Source organism: Cohnella hashimotonis (assembly GCF_030014955.1).
GTDB lineage: Bacteria > Bacillota > Bacilli > Paenibacillales > Paenibacillaceae > Cohnella > Cohnella hashimotonis.
In genome coordinates this window covers 3442637-3466121 of sequence record NZ_JAGRPV010000001.1, presented here as the reverse complement: position 1 = coordinate 3466121, position 23485 = coordinate 3442637, and the positions used below count along the sequence as shown (strand labels likewise).

General features: G+C 57.0%; 21 protein-coding genes. 13 read left to right on the top strand and 8 right to left on the bottom strand.

Going from position 1 to position 23485, the window contains the following annotated elements; all coding sequences use genetic code 11:
• Positions 1–75: 75 nt before the first annotated feature.
• The 4 genes from KB449_RS13890 to KB449_RS13875 all read right to left on the bottom strand — a co-directional run bounded on the left by KB449_RS13890 (position 76) and on the right by KB449_RS13875 (position 3399).
• Positions 76–768 carry a metal-dependent hydrolase gene (locus KB449_RS13890; protein WP_282908954.1) on the bottom strand — a complete coding sequence of 231 codons (693 nt, stop codon included), beginning with the start codon at positions 766–768 and terminating at the stop codon, positions 76–78.
• 75 nt (positions 769–843) lie between these two features.
• Positions 844–1518: a TetR/AcrR family transcriptional regulator gene (locus KB449_RS13885; RefSeq protein ID WP_282908953.1), complete on the bottom strand. Its 675-nt coding sequence runs from the start codon at positions 1516–1518 to the stop codon at positions 844–846.
• Between the two features lie 94 nt (positions 1519–1612).
• The gene (locus KB449_RS13880) at positions 1613–2635 is read right to left on the bottom strand and encodes an ABC transporter permease (protein WP_282908952.1); all 1023 of its coding nucleotides are present in this window, start codon (positions 2633–2635) and stop codon (positions 1613–1615) included.
• The gene (locus KB449_RS13875; RefSeq protein ID WP_282912810.1) at positions 2632–3399 is read right to left on the bottom strand and encodes an ABC transporter ATP-binding protein; all 768 of its coding nucleotides are present in this window, start codon (positions 3397–3399) and stop codon (positions 2632–2634) included. The genes KB449_RS13880 and KB449_RS13875 overlap by 4 nt, the downstream gene beginning before the upstream one ends.
• A gap of 348 nt (positions 3400–3747) precedes the next feature.
• Here KB449_RS13875 and KB449_RS13870 point away from each other — a divergent pair, with 348 nt between their 5' ends.
• The gene (locus tag KB449_RS13870) at positions 3748–5241 is read left to right on the top strand and encodes an MDR family MFS transporter (RefSeq protein ID WP_282908951.1); all 1494 of its coding nucleotides are present in this window, start codon (positions 3748–3750) and stop codon (positions 5239–5241) included.
• Here the strand turns inward: KB449_RS13870 and KB449_RS13865 are convergent.
• The gene (locus tag KB449_RS13865) at positions 5238–6065 is read right to left on the bottom strand and encodes an AraC family transcriptional regulator (protein ID WP_282908950.1); all 828 of its coding nucleotides are present in this window, start codon (positions 6063–6065) and stop codon (positions 5238–5240) included. The genes KB449_RS13870 and KB449_RS13865 overlap by 4 nt on opposite strands.
• Before the next feature lie 215 nt (positions 6066–6280).
• On the opposite strand from KB449_RS13865, the gene KB449_RS13860 reads away from it, so the two are divergent.
• Together KB449_RS13860 and KB449_RS13855 are read left to right on the top strand one after the other, a co-directional pair.
• On the top strand, positions 6281–7273 hold the full coding sequence (locus KB449_RS13860; RefSeq protein ID WP_282908949.1) for a phytanoyl-CoA dioxygenase family protein: 993 nt from the start codon (positions 6281–6283) through the stop codon (positions 7271–7273).
• A gap of 26 nt (positions 7274–7299) precedes the next feature.
• Positions 7300–8094, top strand: a complete 795-nt coding sequence (locus KB449_RS13855) for a sugar phosphate isomerase/epimerase family protein (RefSeq protein ID WP_282908948.1) — start codon at positions 7300–7302, stop codon at positions 8092–8094.
• 40 nt (positions 8095–8134) lie between these two features.
• On the opposite strand, the gene KB449_RS13850 is transcribed toward KB449_RS13855, so the two are convergent.
• A complete protein-coding gene (locus KB449_RS13850; RefSeq protein WP_282908947.1) occupies positions 8135–9049 on the bottom strand; it encodes a DMT family transporter in 915 nt (304 codons plus the stop codon).
• 236 nt (positions 9050–9285) lie between these two features.
• Here KB449_RS13850 and KB449_RS13845 point away from each other — a divergent pair, with 236 nt between their 5' ends.
• The 5 genes from KB449_RS13845 (at position 9286) to KB449_RS13825 (ending at position 13475) form a co-directional block, all read left to right on the top strand.
• A complete protein-coding gene (locus tag KB449_RS13845; protein WP_434082555.1) occupies positions 9286–10173 on the top strand; it encodes a permease in 888 nt (295 codons plus the stop codon).
• Entirely contained in the window at positions 10170–11135 is a 966-nt protein-coding gene (locus KB449_RS13840; protein WP_282908945.1) for a TIGR03943 family putative permease subunit, read from the top strand. Before KB449_RS13845 ends, KB449_RS13840 begins: the two co-directional genes overlap by 4 nt.
• A 65-nt stretch (positions 11136–11200) precedes the next feature.
• Complete coding sequence (locus tag KB449_RS13835; protein ID WP_282908944.1) at positions 11201–11851, top strand: hypothetical protein; 651 nt, start codon at positions 11201–11203, stop codon at positions 11849–11851.
• A 100-nt stretch (positions 11852–11951) separates the two neighbouring features.
• Positions 11952–12128, top strand: coding sequence for a hypothetical protein (locus tag KB449_RS13830; protein ID WP_282908943.1), 177 nt, complete (start codon positions 11952–11954; stop codon positions 12126–12128).
• Positions 12129–12251: 123 nt separating this feature from the next.
• Positions 12252–13475, top strand: coding sequence for a D-alanyl-D-alanine carboxypeptidase family protein (locus KB449_RS13825; RefSeq protein ID WP_282908942.1), 1224 nt, complete (start codon positions 12252–12254; stop codon positions 13473–13475).
• 54 nt (positions 13476–13529) lie between these two features.
• On the opposite strand, the gene KB449_RS13820 is transcribed toward KB449_RS13825, so the two are convergent.
• Both KB449_RS13820 and KB449_RS13815 read right to left on the bottom strand, forming a co-directional pair.
• Complete coding sequence (locus tag KB449_RS13820; protein ID WP_282908941.1) at positions 13530–15545, bottom strand: Na+/H+ antiporter; 2016 nt, start codon at positions 15543–15545, stop codon at positions 13530–13532.
• Positions 15546–15688: 143 nt separating this feature from the next.
• On the bottom strand, positions 15689–17053 hold the full coding sequence (locus tag KB449_RS13815) for a hypothetical protein (protein ID WP_282908940.1): 1365 nt from the start codon (positions 17051–17053) through the stop codon (positions 15689–15691).
• Positions 17054–17386: 333 nt separating this feature from the next.
• On the opposite strand from KB449_RS13815, the gene KB449_RS13810 reads away from it, so the two are divergent.
• The 5 genes from KB449_RS13810 to KB449_RS13790 all read left to right on the top strand — a co-directional run bounded on the left by KB449_RS13810 (position 17387) and on the right by KB449_RS13790 (position 23255).
• On the top strand, positions 17387–18712 hold the full coding sequence (locus KB449_RS13810) for a hemolysin family protein (protein WP_282908939.1): 1326 nt from the start codon (positions 17387–17389) through the stop codon (positions 18710–18712).
• A gap of 338 nt (positions 18713–19050) precedes the next feature.
• Positions 19051–19596 carry a hypothetical protein gene (locus KB449_RS13805; RefSeq protein ID WP_282908938.1) on the top strand — a complete coding sequence of 182 codons (546 nt, stop codon included), beginning with the start codon at positions 19051–19053 and terminating at the stop codon, positions 19594–19596.
• 220 nt (positions 19597–19816) lie between these two features.
• Positions 19817–20548, top strand: coding sequence for a ZIP family metal transporter (locus KB449_RS13800; protein WP_282908937.1), 732 nt, complete (start codon positions 19817–19819; stop codon positions 20546–20548).
• Positions 20549–20564: 16 nt separating this feature from the next.
• Complete coding sequence (locus tag KB449_RS13795; RefSeq protein ID WP_282908936.1) at positions 20565–21098, top strand: hypothetical protein; 534 nt, start codon at positions 20565–20567, stop codon at positions 21096–21098.
• Between the two features lie 186 nt (positions 21099–21284).
• Positions 21285–23255: an ATP-dependent DNA helicase gene (locus tag KB449_RS13790; RefSeq protein ID WP_282908935.1), complete on the top strand. Its 1971-nt coding sequence runs from the start codon at positions 21285–21287 to the stop codon at positions 23253–23255.
• Positions 23256–23485: the final 230 nt, after the last annotated feature.

Genomic DNA, 23485 nt, shown 5'->3' with positions numbered 1-23485 from the left:
GCCGAAAAAGAAATAGACCCGAGCTGCGGCGCGAAGCGCGCCGCAGCTCGGGTCTATTTTTGTTATTAAGCAGGCTTAAAGTTCCAGACGATCTCCAGGCTTCAGCACGGTGCCTTTGATGCCCTTCTGTTCAAGCGCTCGCGCGTAGGCGTCGGCGTCCTGGCGGATAGGCGGGAAGGTGTCGAAGTGAACGGGGACGACTTGCTTGGGCTTCAGCCACTCCGCCGCGGTCAGCGCGTCCTCCGGGCCCATCGTGAAATGGTCGCCGATCGGAATAAATGCCAGATCGATGTCGTGGCGCTCGCCGATCATTTTCATATCGCCGAACAGTCCCGTATCGCCGGCATGCAATATGGTCAGCCCGTCCCAAGTGACGATAAGGCCAGTCGGCATCCCGAGGTAGACGATGCGCTGCTCGTCCGTCAGCGTATAGCCGGAGCTGTGGAAGGCTTGCACCATCTTGACCTTTGCGTAACCGAGATCGTAGGTGCCTCCGATGTTCATGCCGACGGTGTTGCTAACGCCCTGCCAGCCGAGGAAGGTCGCCAGTTCCGGCGTTCCTACGACCTGGGCGCCCGTGCGCTTCGCGATGGCAACCGTGTCGCCGACGTGATCGCCGTGCCCGTGGGTGAGCAGAATGTGGTCCGCCTGAATGTCGGCCTCCGACGCGGAAGCAAGCGGGTTGCCGGTGAGATAAGGGTCGATGATGAGCGAGCGCCCGTTATGCTCGAGCTTCACGCAGGCATGTCCGAGAAAAGTAACGATCAAACTGATTCCCTTCTTTCCGTCAAAATGTGGATAGGACCGCAAAGTAAACGATACCCGTGCCGACCGAAGCCTAAACTACGGAGACAGGCCCTTGACTAAAAAGGAAACGGTCGCTTCGCGCTCCGCCTCGTCGTCCCAAGCGGCCTCGCCGGCTACGAGCATCCGGGGCAGCACGTAACCGATCAGCGTCGAAGCCGTCAGACGCGCGACCGTATGCGGGGGCATAGAGGCGATCTTGCCCGCCCGCTGGAAGTTCTCGACCACGACGGTCATGCGCGCCAGCACCTGCGTCAGGATGATCGACTTGAACTGCTCGCGCATCTCGGGATGGAAAGGAAGCTCCTGGGCGACGATGCGAAACAAGCGCTTGTTGCGGCTTACGAACTCGATGCGGTTGTCGATCATGCGGCGGACGAACTGCTCGAAGCTGTCGTGCTCGGCATCCAGTACGTCGCCGAAGCCGCGGATGACGAACGGCGCCATCATCCGCATCATGGCAGGCGTGACGATGGACACCAGCAAATCTTTTTTGGTCCGGTAATGCCTGAATATCGTCCCTTCCGCGACGCCCGCCCGCTGCGCGATCTCGCTCGTGGAGGACCCGGCGTAGCCTTTGGCGGCGAACACCTCGATCGCGGCGGCCAAAATGCGGGCCTGCTTCTCCGTTTTCACCGGCTGGCTATCGCCGGAAGAACCCTCCTGCAGCAGCTCCTTCATCCAGGGCTCCATCGATTCGTCATTCGCGATCATCAAGCTGTCGCTCCTTTTTTTGTCTTGAAGCCGTGAAGCGCCGCACCGGACGGCGCCCTGTCCCGACTATCGTACCATACGCAGCGCGGTCGCGCTAAATGGCGCGCTGCTTCTTGAGCGCAACGACGTTCAGCGCCGCGAAGAGCAAGGAGAAGCCCAGCAGCACGGCGACATCGATCGCGATACCGCCGATGCCTTCGCCTCTGATCATGATGTCTCTAAGCGCGTCTCCGCCGTAGTAGAGCGGCATGAGGTAAGTCAGCTTATGCAGCCATGGCGACATGCCGTCCAGCGGAAATAGCCCGGAAAAGAAAGCCTGCGGCACGATCACGACGGGCACGAATTGAATGATCTGAAATTCGGAGCCCGCGAATGCGGAGAGCAGCGTGCCAAGCGTGAGCGCCGTGAGCGTCAGCAGCAGGTTGACGAGCAGGATCAGCCAGATCGAGCCGGTCATTATCATGCCGAGCGCGTAGATCGCGAAGCAAGCGACGAGCACCGACTGCAATATCGCGAACAGGCCAAAGCCGCCCAAGTATCCGAGCACGACCTCGTGCCGGCGGATCGGCGTCGCCAGGAGCCGTTCCATCGTGCCGATCGTACGCTCCCGTAAAAAAGCGACGCCCGCAAGCAGAAAAACGAAGAAAAAGGAGAAAAAGCCGATCATGACCGGGCCGAAGGCGTCAAAGGAGGACATCCCCGGCTTGCCGTGGAGGTAGGCGACCTCGGGAGTGATCGCGGCTGACGCCGTCGATCGCTCCATCGCCGATATGGCAAGCAGCACGGCCCGGCTGCGCGAAGGATCGCTGCCCTCAAGGAGCAGGGTCGGCTTACCTTCCTTTATCGTCAGCACGGCATCCAGCTTGCGATCGTCCAGATCGGACCTGGCGTCGGCCTCGGAATCATAGGGAACAATGCTCGCTGAAGATGCGCCCAAGGCGCCTGCGACCGTATCGGGCAAGCCGGCAGTTCCGATCTTGGGCGCGCTGCCGGCGCCGCCGAAGATACAGTAGACCAGCGTCATGATAAAGAGCGGCGCGACGAACAGCAGCGCCAGCGTCCGCTTGTCGCGCATGAATTGTCTGACGATGCGTACGGTTAAGGCTCTGGATCTCATGAGCGTTCGCCTCCCAGGCGGATAAAGGCTTCTTCGATCGTCGCGGCGCCGGTACGCGCCTTGAGGTCGGCCGGGCTGCCGACGGCGGTCAGCGATCCGTCACGGATCAGACCGATCCTGTCGCAGCGCTCGGCTTCGTCCATGACATGCGTCGTGAGCAGAATCGTCGTGCCGCGCTCGCGCAGGGCGAGCAGCGACGCCCAGATCGACACGCGCAGCGTCGGATCGATGCCGACGGTCGGCTCGTCTAGAATGAGCAGCTCGGGCTGGTGGAGCAGCGTCACGGCCAAGGATAGACGGCGCTTCATGCCGCCGGAAAACCGGGAGACGAGCTTGCCGGCGTCCTCCGCGAGCCCGACGATCGAGAGCACCTCGCCGATCCGCTCCGTCAGACGAACGCCGCGAAGCTCGAACATCGCGCCGAAAAACGCCAGATTTTCCTTGGCGGTAAGCTCGCCGTATAAAGCGTCGGACTGCGCCATGTAGCCGATCTTGCCGAGCAGCGGCAGGGAGGGGACCGTGTAGCCCAGCACCCTGATCTGTCCGTCGTCCGCAGCGTCGATGCCGGTAATAAGCTTGATCAGCGTCGTCTTGCCGGAACCGGAGGGACCGAGCAGACCGAACAGCTCGCCGCGGCGGATGCGCAGAGAGACCTCCTTTAAAATCGTACGGTCGCCGAAGCTGCGAGAAACGCCTTCGAGCGCGATTGTGTCGTTTTGCCCCAACGCAGGACATTTTTCGTCGCTTTCTGACGGGTTGGCCATATTCATTTTGATCCACTCCCAGCGAGTGAGTAATTACTCATTTCTGATTCATTTTAACAAATCTGCTGGTTTACGTGAAGACATTTTAGCGGCGTAACGATAAAAAATCGCTCTTCACAAGGCATGAGCGGCCAGGTGACGAGCGATTGCTGATGGATATTTTAAAAAAACGATTGCACGAAAAATAACGCCGTGATACAATCACTAGCGCTACAGGCAAGTCAAAATATAAAAGCTTTCGGTTTTACTTCCACTTTAATTGTATTATCGGAGCTTTGATTTGTCAAGCGGCAATATTAGCGTCTACGAACACCAATACCCCGCTCATTGAGCAGAAAGCAGGGATCTATGTCAGCTTCAGCGCAACAGAACCCGATCGCGGACGGCGAGCGCCCCTTCTCGCTTAAGGCTATACTGCCGCCGCTGATGGCGATTATCGTCGGAATGATCATGGTTATTCTCGATAGCACCGTCGTCAACAATGCGATTCCGAAGCTCGTCGACTATTTCCATACCGATCTGAAGACGATTCAATGGACGGTCACCGGTTATACGCTTGCTTTGTCCGCCGTTATTCCGCTGGCGGGCTGGATGACCGACAAGTTCGGCTCCAAGCAAATTTTTATGCTGACGATCGCGCTTTTTACCGCCGGTTCGCTGCTGTGCGGCATTGCGCAGACCCCGGAGCAGCTCATCCTTTTTCGCGTCATTCAAGGCTTGGGCGGCGGCATGGTCGCCCCGATCGGAATGGCCATGGTATTCAAGATCGCGCCTCCGGAGCGCCGGGGCTCCATTATGGGCGTGCTTGGCATCCCGATGCTGATGGCGCCGGCTTTCGGTCCGGTACTGTCCGGCTGGCTGGTCGATTCGGTGAGCTGGCATTATATTTTTATAATCAACCTGCCGATCGGCATTATCGCCTTGATACTCGCATCTAAATATTTGCCGCGCTCCGACCGGCATGCGGCGCCGCATCTGGACGTCGTAGGCATGTGCCTCGCGCCGATCGCTTTTTCCATGCTGGCTTACGGCGTCAGCGAAGGCGGAACAAGCTGGACGCAGGCTTCTACGATTACGGGCCTCGGCGTCGGCGGCATCGCGCTAATCGTCTTTATTTTCGTGGAATTGAGGCAAAAGCAGCCGCTGCTGGAGTTGAAGGTATTCAAGTCAACCGACTTCACGCGCAGCATCGTCTTGACGTGGATCGTGCAGCTTGCGCTGTTCGGCGCGATGCTGATCGTGCCGCTGTATCTTCAGGGCGTAATGCGCTACTCCGCGCTCGAAACCGGGTGGATCCTGATGCCGCAGGCGCTGTGCGCAGGCATCGGCATGCCGATCAGCGGCAGGCTGTTCGACAAGATCGGGGCACGTCCGCTCGCTTTTGCCGGATTGACCGTCATTTCCGTCTCGCTGTTCGTATTGTCCGGCATCACGGTGGATACGCCGCTTTGGAAGATCATCCTGTGCATTTGCTTCATCGGCCTCGGCATGGGCTTCTCGATGATGCCGCTCAATACGCATGTGCTGAATTCTGCGCCACGGCGCCTTGTAAGCCGCGTCACGCCGCTGACGACGGCCGCTCAGCAGGTCGTCGTATCGTTCGCGGTGGCCGGACTGACGGGATATTTGACGTCGCAGATCGCTTCGCACGCCGCCGGCGCGGGTGCGGACGCGAATCCGCTCTCTGCTGTCGTCGCAGGTTACGGGGACACGTTTTTCTTGTCCGCGTGCATCGTGACCGGCGGCGTCGCGCTGACGCTCCTGCTTCGCAAGCCGAAGCAGCTGGACGAAGGGGCTGCAGGCGGAGATAAGCCTGATCCGGCCATGATGGCCGGGCATTAAGCTTGCGACGGGCCGCCCGATCCGCCGCCCCAGGAATCCCGGCGAATTTGACTGGCGGTGCGTCCCGTCGTTTCCTTCACAAGACGGGCCATATGGTGCGAGGTTTTGAAGCCGCAGCGCACCGCGATTTCCGATACGGTAAGGCCGGTATGGGTCAGCAATTCGACGGCCCGATTGACGCGATATTGCCATAAGTAATGAATCGGGGACGTTCGCTCGTGCTTCTTGAAAAGTCTGACGAGATGCTCGGGCGACGACCCGGCGGCGTTCGCGAGCGCTGCCAAAGACATTTCCTCGGCGTAGTTTTCACGGATCATCGCCAGCGCCGCATATACGGCCGGGTGCTTCTCGCGCTGCAGCACGGTCTTCGCGGATTCGCGCGGGTATAGATGAAGGGCGGCGAGGCCAAGGCTTCGTACGTCGGCATCCGTCGGTTCGCCTTGTCGATTAAGATGAATCATGAGATCCAGAAGCAGATTCATCTCTTCCGATAACGGCAGGCATTCGGGCAGACGATTCAACGCTTCGACGGCTTGATCGGGCAAATCCTCGAAATGCACGGCGATCCAGCGATGCCAGGAATCTTCCGTTTTCGAAAAAACGAATGTCTCCTCCAAGCCGGGCTTGAGCAGTACGACGTGCCCCGGGGTAACGTGGAGCGGTCGGCCCGACAAGGTTACGGTCATCTCGCCTGTATACAACATGACAAGTTGAATGTCCTGCTGAATGCGCGGTCCGAACTTGCTGCCGGGCGGATATACAATCGAGCCTGCGACGGCCTGGGACAATCGGTCGAACGGTAAATCGGGCATTCCGGTCGTCATGGTATCACCTCGACGCCAATCATAAAGCGCTTTATTGGCATAATCAATAAGAGATACACAGATGGCTGGATTTTTTATTCTATTGGCGGCAGTTAAATTCGCACGTATAACGATTGTCAATATCAGATACGAAAATGCTAATCCGATGCATGGTGGACTCTGCAGAAAACCTTTACATTGATACTATTCCATCCAGTAAAGGGAGCGTGCTAGGCATGCCGGTCTACTATACGCCAAAATCGAGAGCCCACGATCGCTATCTTGTGACCGTCGAACAATACAAGCATTACCGGCGCGAAGGTTTTCTCATCGTCCGGGGCTTGCTCGCGAAGGAAGTCATCGAGTCTTTGCTTGACTTGGCCGAACGAACGCGATTGCAAAAAAAGCAGCAGGCGGCCGTGCAGGAAAACAGCCGGGATCCGTTGAAAGAAGAGTTTGCGCAAGCAACGCGCGTGCACATGCTGTCCCGGGTCGACGCCGCCGCCGAGCAGGGCATGCTGAATCCGCACGTGCTGGATGTCGTGGAAGCGCTGATCGGTCCGGACGTTTACGCGCTGCAATCGATGATGTTCCTGAATCCGCCGGGCAAGGGCGGACAAGGCTGGCACCAGGACGCTTGCTACATCAAGACGCATCCGGACACGCTGATCGGCGCTTGGTTCGCGCTGGAGCGGGCGGACGAGGATAACGGCTGTCTGTGGGTCGTGCCCGGCTCGAATCACGAGCCCGTTTATCCGCCGGAAGAGGTCGGTGGCGGCAACATCCATGCCGTCGATGCCTTCAAGGACCTGCACAAAGTAAACCATGTCAGCCATCTGGACGACGCTGTGAATACGTTGTCCCGCGTGGTGGCCCAGTATCCGCCGCCTGTACCTGTCGTACTGGAGCCGGGAGACGTTCTGTTTTTCGATTCGCATCTGTTCCACCGATCGTATCCGAACAAGACGGATGACCGGTTCCGCCGATCTTACGTATGCCATTATTGCAATGCGAGATCGTGGGTGCCCTGGGATCACGACGGGTTTGAAGGGGACGCCGGGAACAGCAAGCAGATTCTGGCCCGCGGCGCCACGCATCAGCCTTATGCGTCGCCAGCGTTTGGAACGGAAGTATATCTGGCGGAAACGGGAGAAGAAAGCGGCGGCGTGCGCATGATGGGAATGCCCGACGGCATGATGATGCCGGTCGGCGAACGCAAAGACGAATAGGGATCGTTCAGGAGAGGATGAATGGAATGCAGCTTCAATTTTTTAAATCGTTTTGGGGGCTGGACGGCACGCTCGCCGAACAAGTGAAGCGGGCTGCCGAGGCGGGCTACACGGGGATCGAGACACCGCCGCCTTCGCCTGAGCAGGCGGAGGCGTTCGGCGCTTTGCTTGAGCAGCACGGCCTCGCGTACATCGCCCAAGTTTTTTCGAGCGGGGATCATATCGGCAGCTTCTCGGAGCAAGCGGCGTATGCCGCTTCCTTCAAGCCGCTGCTTATCGTCTCGCACAGCGCCCGCGACAGCATGACGGAAGCCGAGCAGGACCGGTTTTTCGAAGCGGCGCTCGAGACGGAGGCGCGTATAGCCATCCCGATCGGTCACGAGACCCACCGGCAGAGAGCGATGTTCACGCCCTGGACGACGGCGAGACTGTTGCGCAAATTTCCGGAGCTCCGCATTACGGCGGATTTCAGCCACTGGATGAACGTATGCGAATCTCATCTCGCGGATCAGGAGGAGCATTTGGCGCTAGCGATCGAACGCACGCTTCATATTCACGGACGGATCGGATATCCGGAAGGGCCGCAGGTGCCGCATCCGTCGGCGCCGGAATATCGTACGGAGCTTGAGATCTATCTTGGATGGTGGGAACGGATATTCGAAGCGAAGCGTCTAAACGGCGTGCTGCAGGCAACTTTTACGGCGGAGTTCGGGCCTCCGGGCTACATGCATACGCTGCCGTTTACGAATGCGCCTGTCGCGGACCTGTGGGAAGTGAACCAGTGGATGACCGACTGCGTACGCGAACGGTTTTTCAAATGAATGAGGGCCACCTTGCAGGTGGCCTTTTTTGACGGTTCGGTCATGAAGCTTGTTCTGCCGGAAGATCGTACGCCTCCGCCTCGGAACGCATATACAGCGTGAGGCCTGCGATGACGAACGCGCCGCCGATCAACTGCCAGTTGCCGATCGCTTCCCCGAACAATATCAAACCCAGAATGCTCGCGCCGACGGGTTCTGCGAGCACGCTCATGGAGATCGTCGCAGGTTTGACGTAGTGCAGGAGCCAGTTGAAGATCAAATGGCCGAATACGGTAGGCACGATCGCCAGTCCCGCGAAGACGAGCCATTCCCGCGAGGGATACCCGGCCATATCCGCGCCCGTCCCGACATTATAAAGATAGAAGCAAAAAGCAGTAACGGCAAATACGACCAGGCTGTAAAGGAAGGAAGGCACGCGTTCCAGAATTCGTTTGGCGAGCAGCATGTTGACGGCCACCGCGACCGTGCCGAGCAACGAAAGCAGATCGCCCTTCAGCGCGTCGCCGGACAGGCTCGAATCGCCTGCGCCGACGATCGCGATTCCGATCAGCGCGGCGACCAGACCGGCAAGCGCTTTTCGCGAGAGGCGGTCCCCGAACAGGAAATAGGCGCCGATCATGACGAATACGGGTTCGAGCGACAGAATCAACGTGGAGCTTGCGATGGACGTGTAGCTAAGAGATGCCATCCAGAGCAGGAAATGGAGGGCAAGAAAGAAGCCTGCCGCAAGTAGAAGCCCCCAGTCGGCCGGCTTTATCGCCCGCAGCGCGCGAAGCTGCTTCCCTCCGGCAAAGGGAAGCATGAGAACGAGCGTGAACAGCATGCGCCACATGCCCTGCACGGCGACTGGAGCGTCCGAATAGCGGACGAGGATCGGCGCGAACGAGATAGCGATCATGCCGACGAGCAGCGGAATGGCAGGCGCGACGGGCGGCTTTTGAGAGATGGGGTTCAAAGAAGCACGTTCCTTTCGGCGGTGAAGCATAAATTACATATTTTAAATGGCTATCGAAACGTTCGCAACTGGAAGTTATGGCCAGCCTACGGGCTATGGCTTGCTTGATTAGGCGCCCGGCGCCGTTTGCTATTTTAAGCAGAATATCCATAATAAAAGAATCGGCTTCATACTTTTTTCAGCGGAAGTGATCTCAAGTGACTTCTTTTTTGCAATTGAATACGATCTTCATCAGCATGATCATGGAAGCGATACCGTTCGTGCTGATCGGCGTGCTCGTGTCCGGCGTCATTCAGACATTCGTGACGGAGGCCTGGATCGCAAAAATCATGCCGCGCAACGTCTTTCTGCGGACATGCTTCGGATGCGGCATCGGCCTGCTGTTCCCTTCCTGCGAATGCGGGATCGTCCCGGTCACCCGCAGGCTCGTCTTGAAAGGGATGCCGCTGAACGCCGGCGTCGCCTTCATGCTGTCCGGGCCGATCATCAATCCGATCGTCCTGTTCGCGACCTTTATCGCCTTCGGCAACGACTGGCGGATGGTCGGCATCCGCGCGGGTCTGGCAATCGCCGTTGCCTTCTGCGTGTCGCTCGCCGTCGCGCTGATCTTCCGCGGCTCGCAGCTGCGCCAGGCCTCGGAGACTTCCGGCGACGTCGTCGCGCCCGTCGCAGCCGCGCTTGAGCCTTCGATCAGGGCGGTCGCCAAGCCATCGACCCGGGCCAGGCTGTCCTCGGTCGTATCGCACGGCATCGACGAATTTTTCGATGTCGGCAAGTACTTGGTCATCGGCGCTTTTCTGGCCGCGGCGATGCAGACGTACATCCCGACGTCGTACCTGCTGGAGCTGGGCAGCGATCCGCTCAAGGCATCGCTCGTCATGATCGTGCTCGCATTCGTCATGTCGGTCTGCTCGGAGGCGGATGCGTTCATCGCCTCGTCGTTCCGCAGCAGCTTTACGGTCGGATCGCTGTCCGCCTTCATGGTATTCGGGCCAATGATCGACATCAAGAATACGCTGATGCTGCTCAGCGCCTTTCGCACGCGGTTCGTCGTCGCGTTGATCGCGCTCGTGGCGGTATTCACCGTAGCCGGTTCTCTGATCGTAGGGAGGTTGTTCGGATGATCCGTTTCGCTATTCTTTTCGGCCTGGCGTTCATGTTTCTGCTGCTCCATCGGACAGGCGATCTCGACAAGTACATCAATATGAAATATGCCTACCTGTCCGTCAGCGCGATCGTGCTGCTGGCGCTGCTCAGCCTGTATCAATTCGTCAAGGTGTACCGCGCGGAAAGGAAATCCGAGGAAGCTGCGGCGAAGACGGCATTGGCTGAGCACGACCATAGCCACGATCACGATTACGATCACGATCACCACAATCACGATCACCACAATCACGATCACCATCACGATCACCATGATTACGATCACCACGATCATGACGGGCATTCGGGCCACTCGCATGTAGGCCGCACGAAGTGGCGGCGCGGCTTCACCTATCTCGTGCTTGCCGTACCGATTTTCACCGGCATCTTCCTGCCGGTCGCGACGCTGGATTCAAGCTTCGTCAAAGCGAAGGGTTTCTCCTTTCCCGAGCTTGATCAGCGCCGCAAGGACGCCGGCTATCATCAGTTTTTACGGCCGGACACAAGCGTGTTCTACAGCACCGAAAATTACGACAAGGTCAAACAGAAGGACATGGCCGACTTTGCGGCCCAGTCCTCCGTCGAATTGAACGATACGAACTATTTGAAGGGCATGGAGGTTCTGTACAATTACGCGGACGAATTCGCGGACAAGACGATTACGTTCGACGGCTTCGCCTACAAAGGGGATGAAGTCGGCGCCTCGTCCTATTTCGTATTTCGCTTCGGTTTCATTCATTGCGTCGCCGATTCCGGCGTGTTCGGCATGCTCGTCCAGATGCCGGCCGGCACGAAGCTGTCGGACGACGACTGGCTGCGCGTTACCGGCAAGCTGACGCGCGAATACTATCAGCCATTCAAGCAAATGATTCCGGTGCTTAAAGTCAAGGAATGGGCGCGCATCGACAAGCCCGACGATCCTTACGTCTATCGGAATTTCTGACGAAGAGCGCTTTCACTTATGGGCGCGGGATGCTATCATGGAAGCAAGGCAAGGAGATGAAGAAGATGACAACCGACAACGATCTTAAAGAAGAGCAGCATAACCCGGACGCGCAGGCGGCTGGAGCGGACAAGACCGAAGCCGAAAAGGCGCAGGAGCTGATCGCGGCCGTACACTACAACGGCATGACGGCCTTGAAAATGGAGTTCGGCGAGCAGCAGGTCGAAGGCCAGGTGATGAACCACGAGGCATACGGTCCGATCTTTACTTATATGGTGAAGTCGCCCGACGGCAAGCCTTACGTCAGCGGATTTTTCCTGCGCGAGATGATCGCGGGCTTCCAGACGAAGCAGGATCCTTCGCAGTGGCTGTCATCCTTTTACGTCGATTTGATGAAGTCTCCTGAGGGCAGGCTGCTGCCGATGCCGCCCCAGTCCGAGGATGAGGCGAAGGCGTTGATCGACAAGGTCATCGTACCGCATTGCGTTAAGTCGGTTCGCGAAGAGTTCGCGCCGGAGCCGGTGCATGCGGATCTCGAGCTTCACGAGGAGCACGGGCCTGTCGTGGAGGCCGGCTTTCCGTCGATTACGGAAGGGAACAACGTGTGCGCGATGCCGCTGCATTTTTTGATGGCGCACTATCTGCTTAACCGCGACCCGGCCGATCTGTTGATTCAAGGTTTGTACCGCATCCGCGAAGAGCACGGGCTCGATTGATTCGGCGGCATGCCAAGCCGGCGCCCCCTTCGATTAGCGAAGAGGGCGCTTTCTTGTTGCAGCCATGCATATGTATTTTTTCGTTGAGAGGAGATTTTGCGTGAACGGAACGATCGAATGGCCTTCGGGCGCCAGACAGATCATCGAGGAAAAAGCGGGAGAAGCGGGGGAGGCGGGCGCAGCCGGATTTTCCATGTCCGCAACCGTCGTTTTCGGCATCGGACTGATTCTTACCGTGCTGATCGTCGTCTCCATTTACAAGCGGCGCAGAAAATAAAACGTACATAAGGCAACCGCTGCACAATTAAATATGAATCGAAGCGGCCGGGAATGAAAATCGGCAATGCGGATATCCGCTTGAAGCAATCGGCGGTCGAACACGGCAACGGGGGTACGCTTAATGGGGCAGCAGAGCAGGCGGCGGATAGGTTGGACCTGGATCGCCGCGACGGTCGTTTCTTTGATATTTGCAAGCTCTGCGGCTGCAGCCGGCCCTGCCGATCCTTCGGCGCCGCCCGAGGCGCAGAGCGAAGCCGCGATGCTCATCGAGCAGCATACGGGGAACGTTCTTTACGTTAAAAACGGCGATGAGCGGCTGTATCCGGCCAGTATCACGAAAATCGCGACTGCCATCGTCGCCCTGGAGCATTCGTCTCTCGACGATATCGCGACGGTGTCCAAAACCGCGCGCGGCGAGGACGGCACCCGCGTTTATCTCGCCGAGGGCGAGCAGGTCACGATGGAGAAGCTGTTGTATGGCATGATGCTTAATTCGGGCAACGACGCGGCGACCGCGATCGCCGAGCAGATCGACGGTACGAAGGAAAAATTCGCGGCGCGGATGAATGCCTTTATGCGGGATACGATCGGCGCTGACGATTCCAACTTCGTCAATCCGTCCGGACTCCCCGATCCGGATCAATATACGACAGCCTCCGATATGGCGATGCTGGCTCGTTACGCGATGGACAACGAGACGTTCCGGCAGATCGTATCGACGCGCAAGCTTCCTTGGACGGGGCTCGAATGGACGACTACGCTCGAGAACCATAACAAAATGCTGACCGATTATCCGGGTGCGACCGGCATTAAGAACGGATATACGATCGCATCCGGCAACACGCTAGTCGGAGCCGCCGAGCGGGACGGCATGTCGCTCATCGGCGTCGTGCTGAAGGCGGGGTCCAAGAATATCGCTTATGCGGACATGGCCGAGATGCTCGATTACGGCTTCGCCAACTTCGGCGTGCGGCTGCTTTTTGCCAAGGGTGAGCGCTATGATCTGCATACCGAGGCCGGGTTTTCAAGCGAATGGGTCGCGGACGAAGCGATATGGGGCCTTTATCCGAAAAACGCGTCGCCGGTCGTTAGGGTTTATCCGAGCGGAGATGTTATGTATGAGAGCGAACGAGGAACCTACTTCTCGGGCAAGCTGTCGCCGGTCAAAAAAGAAGTCGCCATATCCGCCTTTTCCCGCCAGCAAGGCGAGAAGGGGGATTCAACAGGGCATGATGCCTCCGAGTCTCCAAAGAACACCATTCGGAGCTACGCGCTTTGCGCGGGCGTCTTGCTCGGCGCCGGCTTGGCCGTTCTCCTGCTGCGGCGCGGCAAGCGCGACCGATAACCGTCCTGGCGCCGGCGCCGGTACGATCGCCATTATCGACGAAGGAGAGCAGGCTTAAGCCAGCTCTCCTTCCAGGATGCTGGCTTCCGAATAACTGATCGTCTTTCGCAGCGCATTGGCCATGTCCCGCTTGATTTCGCCTCGCTCGTACATCGCTTGAATTTCGTCGCGTTCCACCTGATACGCCCGCAGCTGGATTTCCTGGCGCAACTTGCGCTGCAGCAGCTCGTCTTCCGGATCTTCGTTTTTCCGCGAGATCGCGCGAATGATCTCTCTATATTGGCCGATGACGTTTAGCGAAGCCTTGCGGTTTTCCTTCTTCATTTGCGCGCGGATCGCGCCGATCGCGGCCTGACACGTTTTCAGCTTCGTTTTGCGGATGATGCTCTTGTCCAGCCTGGGCTCTAGTTCCTTCGGCTTGATAATCGCCGCCCCCAGCTTTCTAAGCCCTCGCGACAGCAATAGGATACGCATTCTGGAGCGACGCGAGAGCGCCTCCTCGAGCGACGCGAACGAATCGTTGAACCGGTTAGCCACATAATCGGGAATCTCGCCGGCTTTGAACATACGCGCGATTTCTTTGCGTTCTGCCTGAAGTCCGATCAAGCGGGCCTCGTTTTCACCGACGGCGAGCTCGATGCCCTCCGCTTGTTCTTCTTCGTGCAAGGACAAACGTCGCATTCTGGCCTCGTACTGGGCGATGACGGCATGGGACGCATGGCGGTTGTCTTCGTTCATCGATTCAGCGAGGAACCGCAGCGCCGCCTTGATCGTGGCGATGCGCGCCGCATTGAGCTTTTCCTCTTCATCGGTCGGACCGGCGTCCTCGCTCCGAGTGAGCAACGGCAGGCAGACGCTGGCCACGATGAGACTGATGAGAATCACGCCGGCAGCCAGGAACAAAATAAGATCGCGCTGCGGGAACGCATCGCCGTTATCGAGCACGAGGGGGATCGAGAAGGCGCCCGCCAGCGTGACGGCGCCTCTAACGCCTGACAGCGAGGTCAGCATCGACATGCCGAGGCCTTCGCGCATCGATCGGCCGTTATTTCGAGAGAATCGATTTTCCCAGAACAGATACACCCACAAAAAACGAATGACGATGAGCGAAACGAAAATGACGGCGATATAGCCGATCACGATACCGTTGTTGATCGGATTTTCGAAAAAGATGACGTTGACGACGTCAGGCACCTGCAGACCGAGCAGCAGGAATACGAGTCCGTTTAAAACGTATAAAATGACGGACCAAGTGCTTTTCGATACGATCTGCAGCTTGACCATGCGGGATTCCATGCGGTCCTTTTCGACGGCGTGGACGACGCCTCCGGCGACGACGGCGAGAATGCCGGACAAACCGAGCTCCTCCGCCGCGAGGAAGATGAGGAAGGGCGTCAAGATCAGAATGAGCATATGTACGGTGACGTCCTCCATGCCCCAACGTCTCAAAAACAGTCTCAGCCGGATCAGCAGCGCCGCGACAATCGTCCCGCATAGTATTCCCCCCAGCGAGATCAGGAGGAAGCTGCCGGTGGCGTTGATAAGCGAGAAGGAACCGGTAACCGCGGCGGCGATCGCAAATTTGAAAGCCACAAGACCCGATGCGTCGTTCATGAGCGCTTCGCCCTCGAGCAGCCGCAGGATCCGCTTCGGCAGCGATACGCGTCCGGCCATCGAAGTTACCGCGACTGCATCCGTCGGCGACAGGATCGCGGCAAGACCGAATGCGGCAGGAAGAGGGATCGAAGGGATCATCGCATGGATGATATAGCCGACACCGACGGTCGTGGCGAACACGAGCCCGAGCGCCATAAGCAGGATGGGTACGCGCAGCTCCCAAAGCTCGTCACGGGGCGTGCGCTGGCCGTCGTTGAACAGCAGCGGGGCGATGAACAACACAAAAAACAGCTCCGGATTCAGCTTCAAATGATGACCGATCGGCAGAACCGCAAGCGTCATGCCGAGCGCGATCTGCACAAGCGGCAGGGGGACGGCGGGCAAGAGCCGGTTGACGATGTTGGACAGGGCGATTATCGCGAGCATAAATAAAATAATCTCGAAGACTTCCATTCAAATAACCTCCGCGCGCGATATCGGTTGAAATGTTTCCTTACATATACTACCCGCAAATGGATTTTCGGATCAATTTCGCGCAAGCGAAAAGGACCGCCTTGCGGCGGTCCTCCGGTGAACAAAATAATCGGTCGCGCGATTTATTTGGATTCGCCGTTCAAATAGTTAAAGAAAGGCACGTCCGTCCAAAAATCGTAGCTGATTACCGACACGGCCGGATCGATCTCGCGGAAACCTGCGGCCACGGCTTGCGAGCTGCTTTGAAGCGAGAACGATTGCGCATAATAATGGCCGTGTTCGATCTTGTTGTTCGTAATTTTCTTGTAGCCGGGCAGCTCGGTCAGCGAATAGTAAAGCGGCTGCCACCACGAGCCGTACAGGAGGCCCTTTTGGCCGTCTTCGTTTTTCTTCGCATAAGCCGCGACGATGCCGTCGAACCGCTGCTTGTCGGCCGCGTTCGCGAATTCGAACGCAATGTCGTATTCCTTGGCGTATTCGATATAATTGCCGTTCGCGATCTGCTTGACCGTGTAGAGGTCGGATACGCCGGGCTCGCCCCATTCCTTTAAGTAGATAAAGGCGGACGTTTTGGGCTCGAATTGCACTTTGGCGTCGATGCCTTCGCTGCGCAGCAGTCCGATCAGCTGAAGGGCATGCCTCAGATCGGAGTGGCCGTAAATGAGCGACAAACCGTCGACGAAGTTGGCTTCGTACCGGCTGTCTTTGAGGTTGTAGCCGGTGACGATATTGCGCTCCAATGCGGCGTCTACGACCGCTTGCAGTTCAGGCGACTGTATGATGTCCGATTGTGCGAACGCATCCTGAAGCTTGGCATAGATGTCGGCGTCGGAGGCGTAACCGAGATAATGCTTGTACAATCCTTGGACGGTAATCGTCTGGCCGATCAGTACCTCCGCGAGTTCGCGCGATGCGCTGCCTTTAAGCTTAATCTCCTTAAAATAGGAGGAAGGCAGAAGGCCTGTGTCGATCGCGGCGGCCACCTCCTGCGCGGCTGTTGTGCCGAGCCATTCCGGCTTCAGCTTGACCTTGGCCAGCGCGGCTGCCGTCTTGGAAGAAGGATACGTGTAGGCGAGCTCCTTGAGACCGGCTGCCTTGACAGCGATTTGAACCGCATTGATCGCGGAGAGGCGTTGGCCTGCCGATACGGTATCGGCAGTAATGACGCCAAGGGCATACAGCGCTGCGGCATCCTGATAAAGCGGGTCGGAGGCGGCGAGATCCGTAAAGGTGTGAGGCTTTTCGGCGGGCTGCGCCTTCAGGGCCTCGGCAAATGCGGACAGGAATTCGCCTTTGGTCAGGCCAGCCGTCAGCGCGATCGAATATTTATCCTTCAGAAACGAAGCATACTCGGAGGCTTGTACCTCGTGCCCTTGGACAGTCGTGCTGGCCGGGGTGGCGGCGAATGCTTGCGAACCGCCGGCGAGAGTAGCGGCAATGAGAGCCGATACGAGAAGTTTGCGCGAATCAATAGCGATTGTTTTCATGAAAAGTCTCCTTCGCTTTTATAATCTGATAAAATATGTAGGAATAATTTGTTTTCAAATATTAGCAAGCGCCGGCCTTGTTGTCAATGGAAATAGACGCCTAAATGCATGTTTGAAGTTTAATAGAAGCGGGTATGGGATAAAAATCGGATTTTTTTGAATCTAAATCGTTATTTCTTGCGTATGTATGAACTAGATCAATTTTGGACAATCCATTTGGAGCAGGAGGAGACAATCGTACGTGGACACAGAATCTGATTTACGCAGCTTACGACCGCTAGTCTATCGCACAGCAGCCATCGCCCGCAAGGCGATTGAAGGGGGTGACTGCGAATGCTAGGGCTTAACTTGGTGTGGGTTGCGTTGCTCATTCTGCTTACTGCCTTCTTCGTCGCTACCGAATTCGCGATTATTCGTATCCGTTCAAGCCGCGTCGACCAACTGGTCATGGAAAAAAGAAAAAATGCCGTTGCCGTTCAGCGGGTGATCGCCAACCTCGACGGCTACCTGTCCGCCTGTCAGCTCGGGATTACGATCACCGCGCTGGGTCTCGGCTGGCTGGGGGAACCGACGGTAGAGAAACTGCTCGAGCCGTTGTTCCACTCCCTTCATATCGGGGAGAGCGTGTCGCATGTATTGTCCTTCATTATTGCATTCGCGCTCATCACCTACTTGCACGTCGTGCTCGGCGAGTTGGCGCCGAAGACGCTGGCCATCCAAAAGGCGGAGGCGATCTCGCTGCTCGTCGCGCCGGTTATCGTCTGGTTTTACAAGGTGATGTACCCGTTTATCTGGGCGCTTAACGGCTCCGCCAACGGCCTCATCCGAATGTTCGGCATGAAGCCGGCCAGCGAGCACGAGGAGGCTCACTCCGAAGAAGAGATTCGGCTGATCCTGTCAGAGAGCTATGAGAGCGGCAAGATCAATGAAGAAGAGTTCGGCTACGTGAACCGGATATTCCAGTTCGACAGACTGCTGGCCAGGGACATTATGATTCCGCGGACCGACATGGTGTGCTTGTACAGAGGCAAATCGCTCGCCGACAATCTGGCGACGATCAAGCGCGAGCAGTATACGCGTTTCATGGTCGCGGGCGAGAGCAAGGACGATATTATCGGCTTCGTGAACACGAAGCAGTTTTTCTTGAACTACGACAACAATCCGGAGTTTGACTTTGGTGCCCTGCTGCAGCCGGTGCTGTCCGTGCCCGATGCGATGCCCGTCAAGGATTTGCTGATCCGCATGCAGGCCGAGCGCAAGCATATCGCGCTGCTGCATGACGAGTACGGCGGTACGGCGGGCTTGGTGACGATCGAGGACATTCTCGAGGAGATCGTCGGCGAGATCCGCGACGAATTCGACGAGGACGAGATTCAGCCGATCGAGGAGATCGGCGAGGACAAGTACGTGGTGGACGGCAAGACGCTCGTCGACGAAGTCGGCCGCCTGTTCGAGGTGCAACTGCCGAGCGACGAGGTGAATACGATCGGCGGCTGGCTGTTCGCGATGCAGCCCGATCTGCCCAAGAACGTACCCTGGATTTACGAGGAGGAAAATTTGGCGTTTATCATTCGCGAAAAAGACCGCAACCGGATCCGCAAGCTGGAAATCGCTCGGAGACAGGAAGGTCAGGCGAGGTTGACGCTGGTTGAAGGTTAAAATTCCGAGACTGTCCATACGCGGGCAGTCTTTTTTTTACTTGAAACAGCAATAAGCTGGGGAGAGCCGTGACGGGTAAGCGAGCGCACTTTCAGCGTGCCCGAGTCATTCGATGTTTTGCGAGGCGTAATACCTGCATGAATACAGGTATTTCTATCGACGAACGACAATTCAATAAATACATGCAAATATGCAGGTGAATTCAAAGTAAAAGTCGAAAAAGGAGCTCATGAAGGAAAGCAAATGCATCGGGCGACTGTCGTATGGTCCATCGGACAGCCGTGCCGCGCAAATCCGGTTTTGGATATCCGACAAACTTAAATGGAGGCGTGTTTTTGATGAAAAATAAACGGCTCATTTGCTCGGCTATTTTTGGATGTGTTTGCGGCGTTTTGTTCTTGGTCTTTGATCGAAGCACAGAAGCCACACACACCGACACACCGCTCGAACAAATTCAAAATGGAACTGCGCATATTCAATATGCATCTCCTTTGTTCGATGGTATGCCACCGGAAATCGTGTTAAAAATAAAAAATAACTGGTCCATCGCGGAAGATTTGCTATTGCAAAATAAGGTGATCAACGCTAAAGAAGATTGGAAATTAGTCAGCAGCGGAGACACGGCTATTGGAATAACGAACCAAATGCCGATGGAGGAAGCTTTTTCATTTAATGATGCGATGATGAGCGATGTGCGTAAAAAAGGCTTGCAAAAAGGTGACGCTTATCCGGCGATTCTCTGGAACGAGAAGGCAGGGAAGGCGATTATTTTCTGGCTTCGAAGCAGCGGAGACACAGCCGCTTATTTTACGATCCAGGCCGAACAAGGCGAGAAAACGGGCAACCTTTGGAAGGTAACGAGCGAATTAATGGAGGTTCGATAGGCAGCGTTCCTGATCAGAATCAGAATCGCCTTGCGAAGGAGGAGCGGGGCGCTGCGTTCTTAAGCGTTCATGGAATTGAACGAATGGCGCTCATGGTTTATTGTTATTCTCATCCAAAGTTGCTCGGTTCTTAGGGCAGCGAAGTCAATAAAGGCTTGCGTTCGCATACGATAAGTAAACAACGGGGCGTCCGCTTCGTGATTGAAAGGAGAACTGACGCTTGGAAACGGCACTGCTGGGCAGCTTTATATCCGCGATGGCGACGGTTCTCGGCGCCGTCCCGATCTTGTTCATCAAGCGGCTGTCGGAAAAGTGGAAGGATATGCTGGTGGCGTTTACCGCCGGTATAATGGTGTCGGCTTCGATGTTCGGACTGATTCCGCAATCGCTTAACGAGTCGGGCCTCCCGCTGCTGACCTTGGGACTGCTTATCGGCATCGTCTCGCTCGATCTGATCGAAAAAAACATTCCGCACGTGGACGTGGAGAACGGCGCGCGCGTACGAGGCTTCGACAACAAGGCGTTGTTGGTATTGGTAGCGCTCTTTATACACAATATACCGGAAGGCCTGAGCACCGGCTTCAGCTACGCCAGCGCCAGCGAGGGGCTCGGCACGATGGTGGCCGTTGCGATCGGCGCGCAAAATATGCCGGAGGGTCTGGTGCTGGCGGTGTTTTTGCTCAGATCCAACGTCGGCAAGCTCAAGCTGCTGGCGCTCGTGACGCTTACGGGGTTGATGGAGGTCGTCTCCGCGGTCATCGGTTACTTTACGGCAAGCTATGTCGACTCGTTAATCGGAATCGGTCTTGCCTTTGCGGCCGGCGCCATGCTGTTCATCGCATACAAGGAGCTCATTCCTGAAAGCCACGGACACGGCTATGAGCGTCCTTCGACTTATTCGTTCATTATCGGCTTGATCGTAATGATCTATATTGCGCATTGGTTCGGTTAGAAATGGAGGGAGTCGCATGGCCTTCGAATGGCCCGGTTACGACCCGCCCGGTTATGTCGATACGCAGTCTCTCTTGAAGGCTGACGGAATCGACCTGCAGGCGTTGCGCGGGGCGCGAATTTGCAACGTCTATTCGGCATGGGATATTCAAGCCGAGCGTTGGTGCGCTTCGTCGCCGGTTGTATTCGAGCTGGAAGGCATGCAGCTGGAGGTCGGGTTCGCAAGCGGATGTCTCATTCGTATGACGGTCGACGAGATTGAGCTGAGCGCCTGGATTGCCGGCGAACGCCGTAACGGTTCCGGCGGCGGGCGACTGCCTTATGAATGGCGGACGGACCGCGGCGAGCTGGCGCCTTATGTCGGCCGGTTTATCCTTGGCGCTGACTTGCTGGAAAAAGACGCCGACACGAAGGGAATACTCGGCATCTGCTTTCGATTCGACGGCGGTACGCTGGAGCTCGTCAATGTCGCTAAGGCGGGCGGCGTTGAAGTCGGGATTAATCCGTCAGACTTTGACACCGCTGGAACTAAACGAGTTATTGCAATCTGATTGCTCTTGCGGCCAGGCGATCATGAACGCGGAACCAACAGCATATTTCAGGACCGCCGGAGCGATGAATCGTATTCGGTTGTTTTTTGCGGCTAAAGCGTTCTCTTTATAGAAGTCCTAATGTGGTATAATGAATGCTTCGGCAAATCGGCAGCATAGTCTTGAAAAGGTTGGAGGCAACGAAGCTTGAACAAGCGTTATCCATTTGAAGTCGTAAGCGGCAAACCATTCGTCGAGCAGGTCGGGGAATGGGTCGCGGACGTTTTTTACGATATTTTGCCCGAATCGGGGTTCGAGGTTCGGGACGAGCAAATTTTTATGGCCTATCAGGTCGAGCGTGCGTATGCGGATAAAAAGACCATTTTCGCCGAGGCGGGCGTCGGCACGGGCAAAACGCTCGTATATTTGCTTTACGCGGTATGTTATGCGCGCTATACGGGCAAGCCTGCCGTCGTCGCCTGCGCGGACGAGTCCCTGATCGAGCAGCTGGCCAAGCCGGAGGGAGACCTCGCGAAGCTGGCGAAGCATCTGAATCTGACGGTCGATGCCAGGCTGGGCAAGTCGCAGGACCGTTACTTGTGTCTCCAAAAACTGGACGACGCGCGGCTCGGATATGAGGATACGGAGCTTTACAAGGATATATACGAGAGCTTGCCGCCGTTCGTCGGCAAGACGGAGGCGCTGCAGTCGTTTCATGCTTACGGCGACCGCAAGGAATACCCGGACCTGGATGACGTGCAGTGGGGACGTATCGGCTGGGACAGCTTCCGGGACTGCTTCGTCTGCGACAAGCGTCACCGCTGCGGGATGACGCTGTCGAGGGAGCATTACCGCAAGGCGACGGACGTCGTCATTTGTTCGCACGATTTTTATATGGAACACGTATGGACGTACGAGAGCCGCAAGCGCGAGGGACAGCTGCCGCTGCTGCCCGAGCACAGCTCGATCGTTTTCGACGAAGGCCATCTGCTGGAAGCCGCCGCGCAGAAGGCGCTTACCTACCGGCTGAAGCATGCCGCGTTCGAGGAGCTCGTCACGCGCGTGCTTAAAAACGATATCCGCGAGTCGCTTGCGGTGCAGATCGATCTCGCGATCGAGCGGAGCGAGCTTTTGTTCGAAGCGCTCGCGGCGCGCAGCGTAAAGGTCGCAGGCTCCGACCGGATGGAGATCAAGGCGGATAAGACGCTGCTAAAGTCGGTCGCACAGCTCGATGCCGTGCTCGAACGGATCGAGGAAAACCTCGTGTTCGAAAGCGAGCTGTTTAATCTGGACGGCTACCAGCTTCGCATCGTCGAGGAGCACCTGGAGATGATGCGGGTCGCGCTCGGCCTGTTCGCCGGTCCCAAGCCGCCGATCTGCTGGACGGTCGACGGCTTGAGCGGTCTGACGCTTGTCATTATGCCGCGCACCGTGCGCGAGGTGCTGGGAGAACGGGTATTCGACAAGCCAATGCCGATCGTATTCTCGTCGGCGACGCTATCGTCGGGCGAGTCGTTCGATTATCTTGCGCATAGTCTCGGCGTAACGAATTACCTGTCGTTCACCGTCGCATCGCCATACGATTATCCCGAGCGGATGAAGGTAACGGTGCCGCGAGCGCATTCCGCTTCCATTATAGAAGACAAGCAGGGCTTGACGGCATGGAAGGCAGAAAATGCGCTTGCGGCCATCGGCCGGGCGAAGGGCGGCGTGTTGATTCTGTTTCTGACCAAGGAAGCGTTGGCTTCGTTTAAGTCGGCATGCGAGCGGAAGGGGGAAATGCCCGGGCGCCGGCTGTTGTTCGAAGGCGATCGCGAGATTACGGTTTTGATCTCCGAGTTCCAACGCGATCTGAACAGCGTGCTGTGCGCGGTAACGCTGTGGGAAGGCCTCGATATTCCGGGACCTTCGCTCGCCACTGTCATCATGTGGTCGCTGCCTTACCCGCCAGACGATCCGGTGTTCGACGCCAAGCGCCGCGAGGCGGCCGATGCTTACCGGGAAGTGGACTTGCCGTACATGTTGCTCCGATTCAAGCAAGGTCTCGGGCGGTTGATTCGTACCCGCGAGGATAGCGGCGAGATCGTCGTGCTGGCGCCGTCGCTCGCAGCGGGAGATTTTCCCGAAGCGGAGATCCGGGCATCGCTCCCGGCAGGCGTGGACTTGACGATCGCCTAGCGATCCGCAGACAATTTGAATAAAAACGAGCGAAAAGCAGCCTTCTTCCAGGGCTGCTTTTGTATGTTTATGGGATTTTTAAGTAAAATAACGTTAATAATATTATGTAAACTAAATGCGATCATTATCCGCATCATACGCACGTTCGCAGCCTCAAAAAAAGTTGAAAAAGCCAAGAGTCGAGCGTTTCAGACAGAAGTCGAGTGGGTAATTAACGATGACAGGTGTGC

Coding starts and splice junctions, on each gene's coding strand:
- KB449_RS13870 (WP_282908951.1), top strand. CDS start 3,748: ATGTCAGCTTCAGCGCAACAGAACCCGATCGCGGACGGCGAGCGCCCC.
- KB449_RS13795 (WP_282908936.1), top strand. CDS start 20,565: ATGGCCTTCGAATGGCCCGGTTACGACCCGCCCGGTTATGTCGATACG.
- KB449_RS13825 (WP_282908942.1), top strand. CDS start 12,252: ATGGGGCAGCAGAGCAGGCGGCGGATAGGTTGGACCTGGATCGCCGCG.
- KB449_RS13875 (WP_282912810.1), bottom strand. CDS start 3,399: ATGGCCAACCCGTCAGAAAGCGACGAAAAATGTCCTGCGTTGGGGCAA.
- KB449_RS13845 (WP_434082555.1), top strand. CDS start 9,286: ATGATCATGGAAGCGATACCGTTCGTGCTGATCGGCGTGCTCGTGTCC.
- KB449_RS13860 (WP_282908949.1), top strand. CDS start 6,281: ATGCCGGTCTACTATACGCCAAAATCGAGAGCCCACGATCGCTATCTT.
- KB449_RS13885 (WP_282908953.1), bottom strand. CDS start 1,518: ATGATCGCGAATGACGAATCGATGGAGCCCTGGATGAAGGAGCTGCTG.
- KB449_RS13835 (WP_282908944.1), top strand. CDS start 11,201: ATGACAACCGACAACGATCTTAAAGAAGAGCAGCATAACCCGGACGCG.
- KB449_RS13815 (WP_282908940.1), bottom strand. CDS start 17,053: ATGAAAACAATCGCTATTGATTCGCGCAAACTTCTCGTATCGGCTCTC.
- KB449_RS13805 (WP_282908938.1), top strand. CDS start 19,051: ATGAAAAATAAACGGCTCATTTGCTCGGCTATTTTTGGATGTGTTTGC.
- KB449_RS13840 (WP_282908945.1), top strand. CDS start 10,170: ATGATCCGTTTCGCTATTCTTTTCGGCCTGGCGTTCATGTTTCTGCTG.
- KB449_RS13820 (WP_282908941.1), bottom strand. CDS start 15,545: ATGGAAGTCTTCGAGATTATTTTATTTATGCTCGCGATAATCGCCCTG.
- KB449_RS13865 (WP_282908950.1), bottom strand. CDS start 6,065: ATGACGACCGGAATGCCCGATTTACCGTTCGACCGATTGTCCCAGGCC.
- KB449_RS13855 (WP_282908948.1), top strand. CDS start 7,300: ATGCAGCTTCAATTTTTTAAATCGTTTTGGGGGCTGGACGGCACGCTC.
- KB449_RS13810 (WP_282908939.1), top strand. CDS start 17,387: ATGCTAGGGCTTAACTTGGTGTGGGTTGCGTTGCTCATTCTGCTTACT.
- KB449_RS13880 (WP_282908952.1), bottom strand. CDS start 2,635: ATGAGATCCAGAGCCTTAACCGTACGCATCGTCAGACAATTCATGCGC.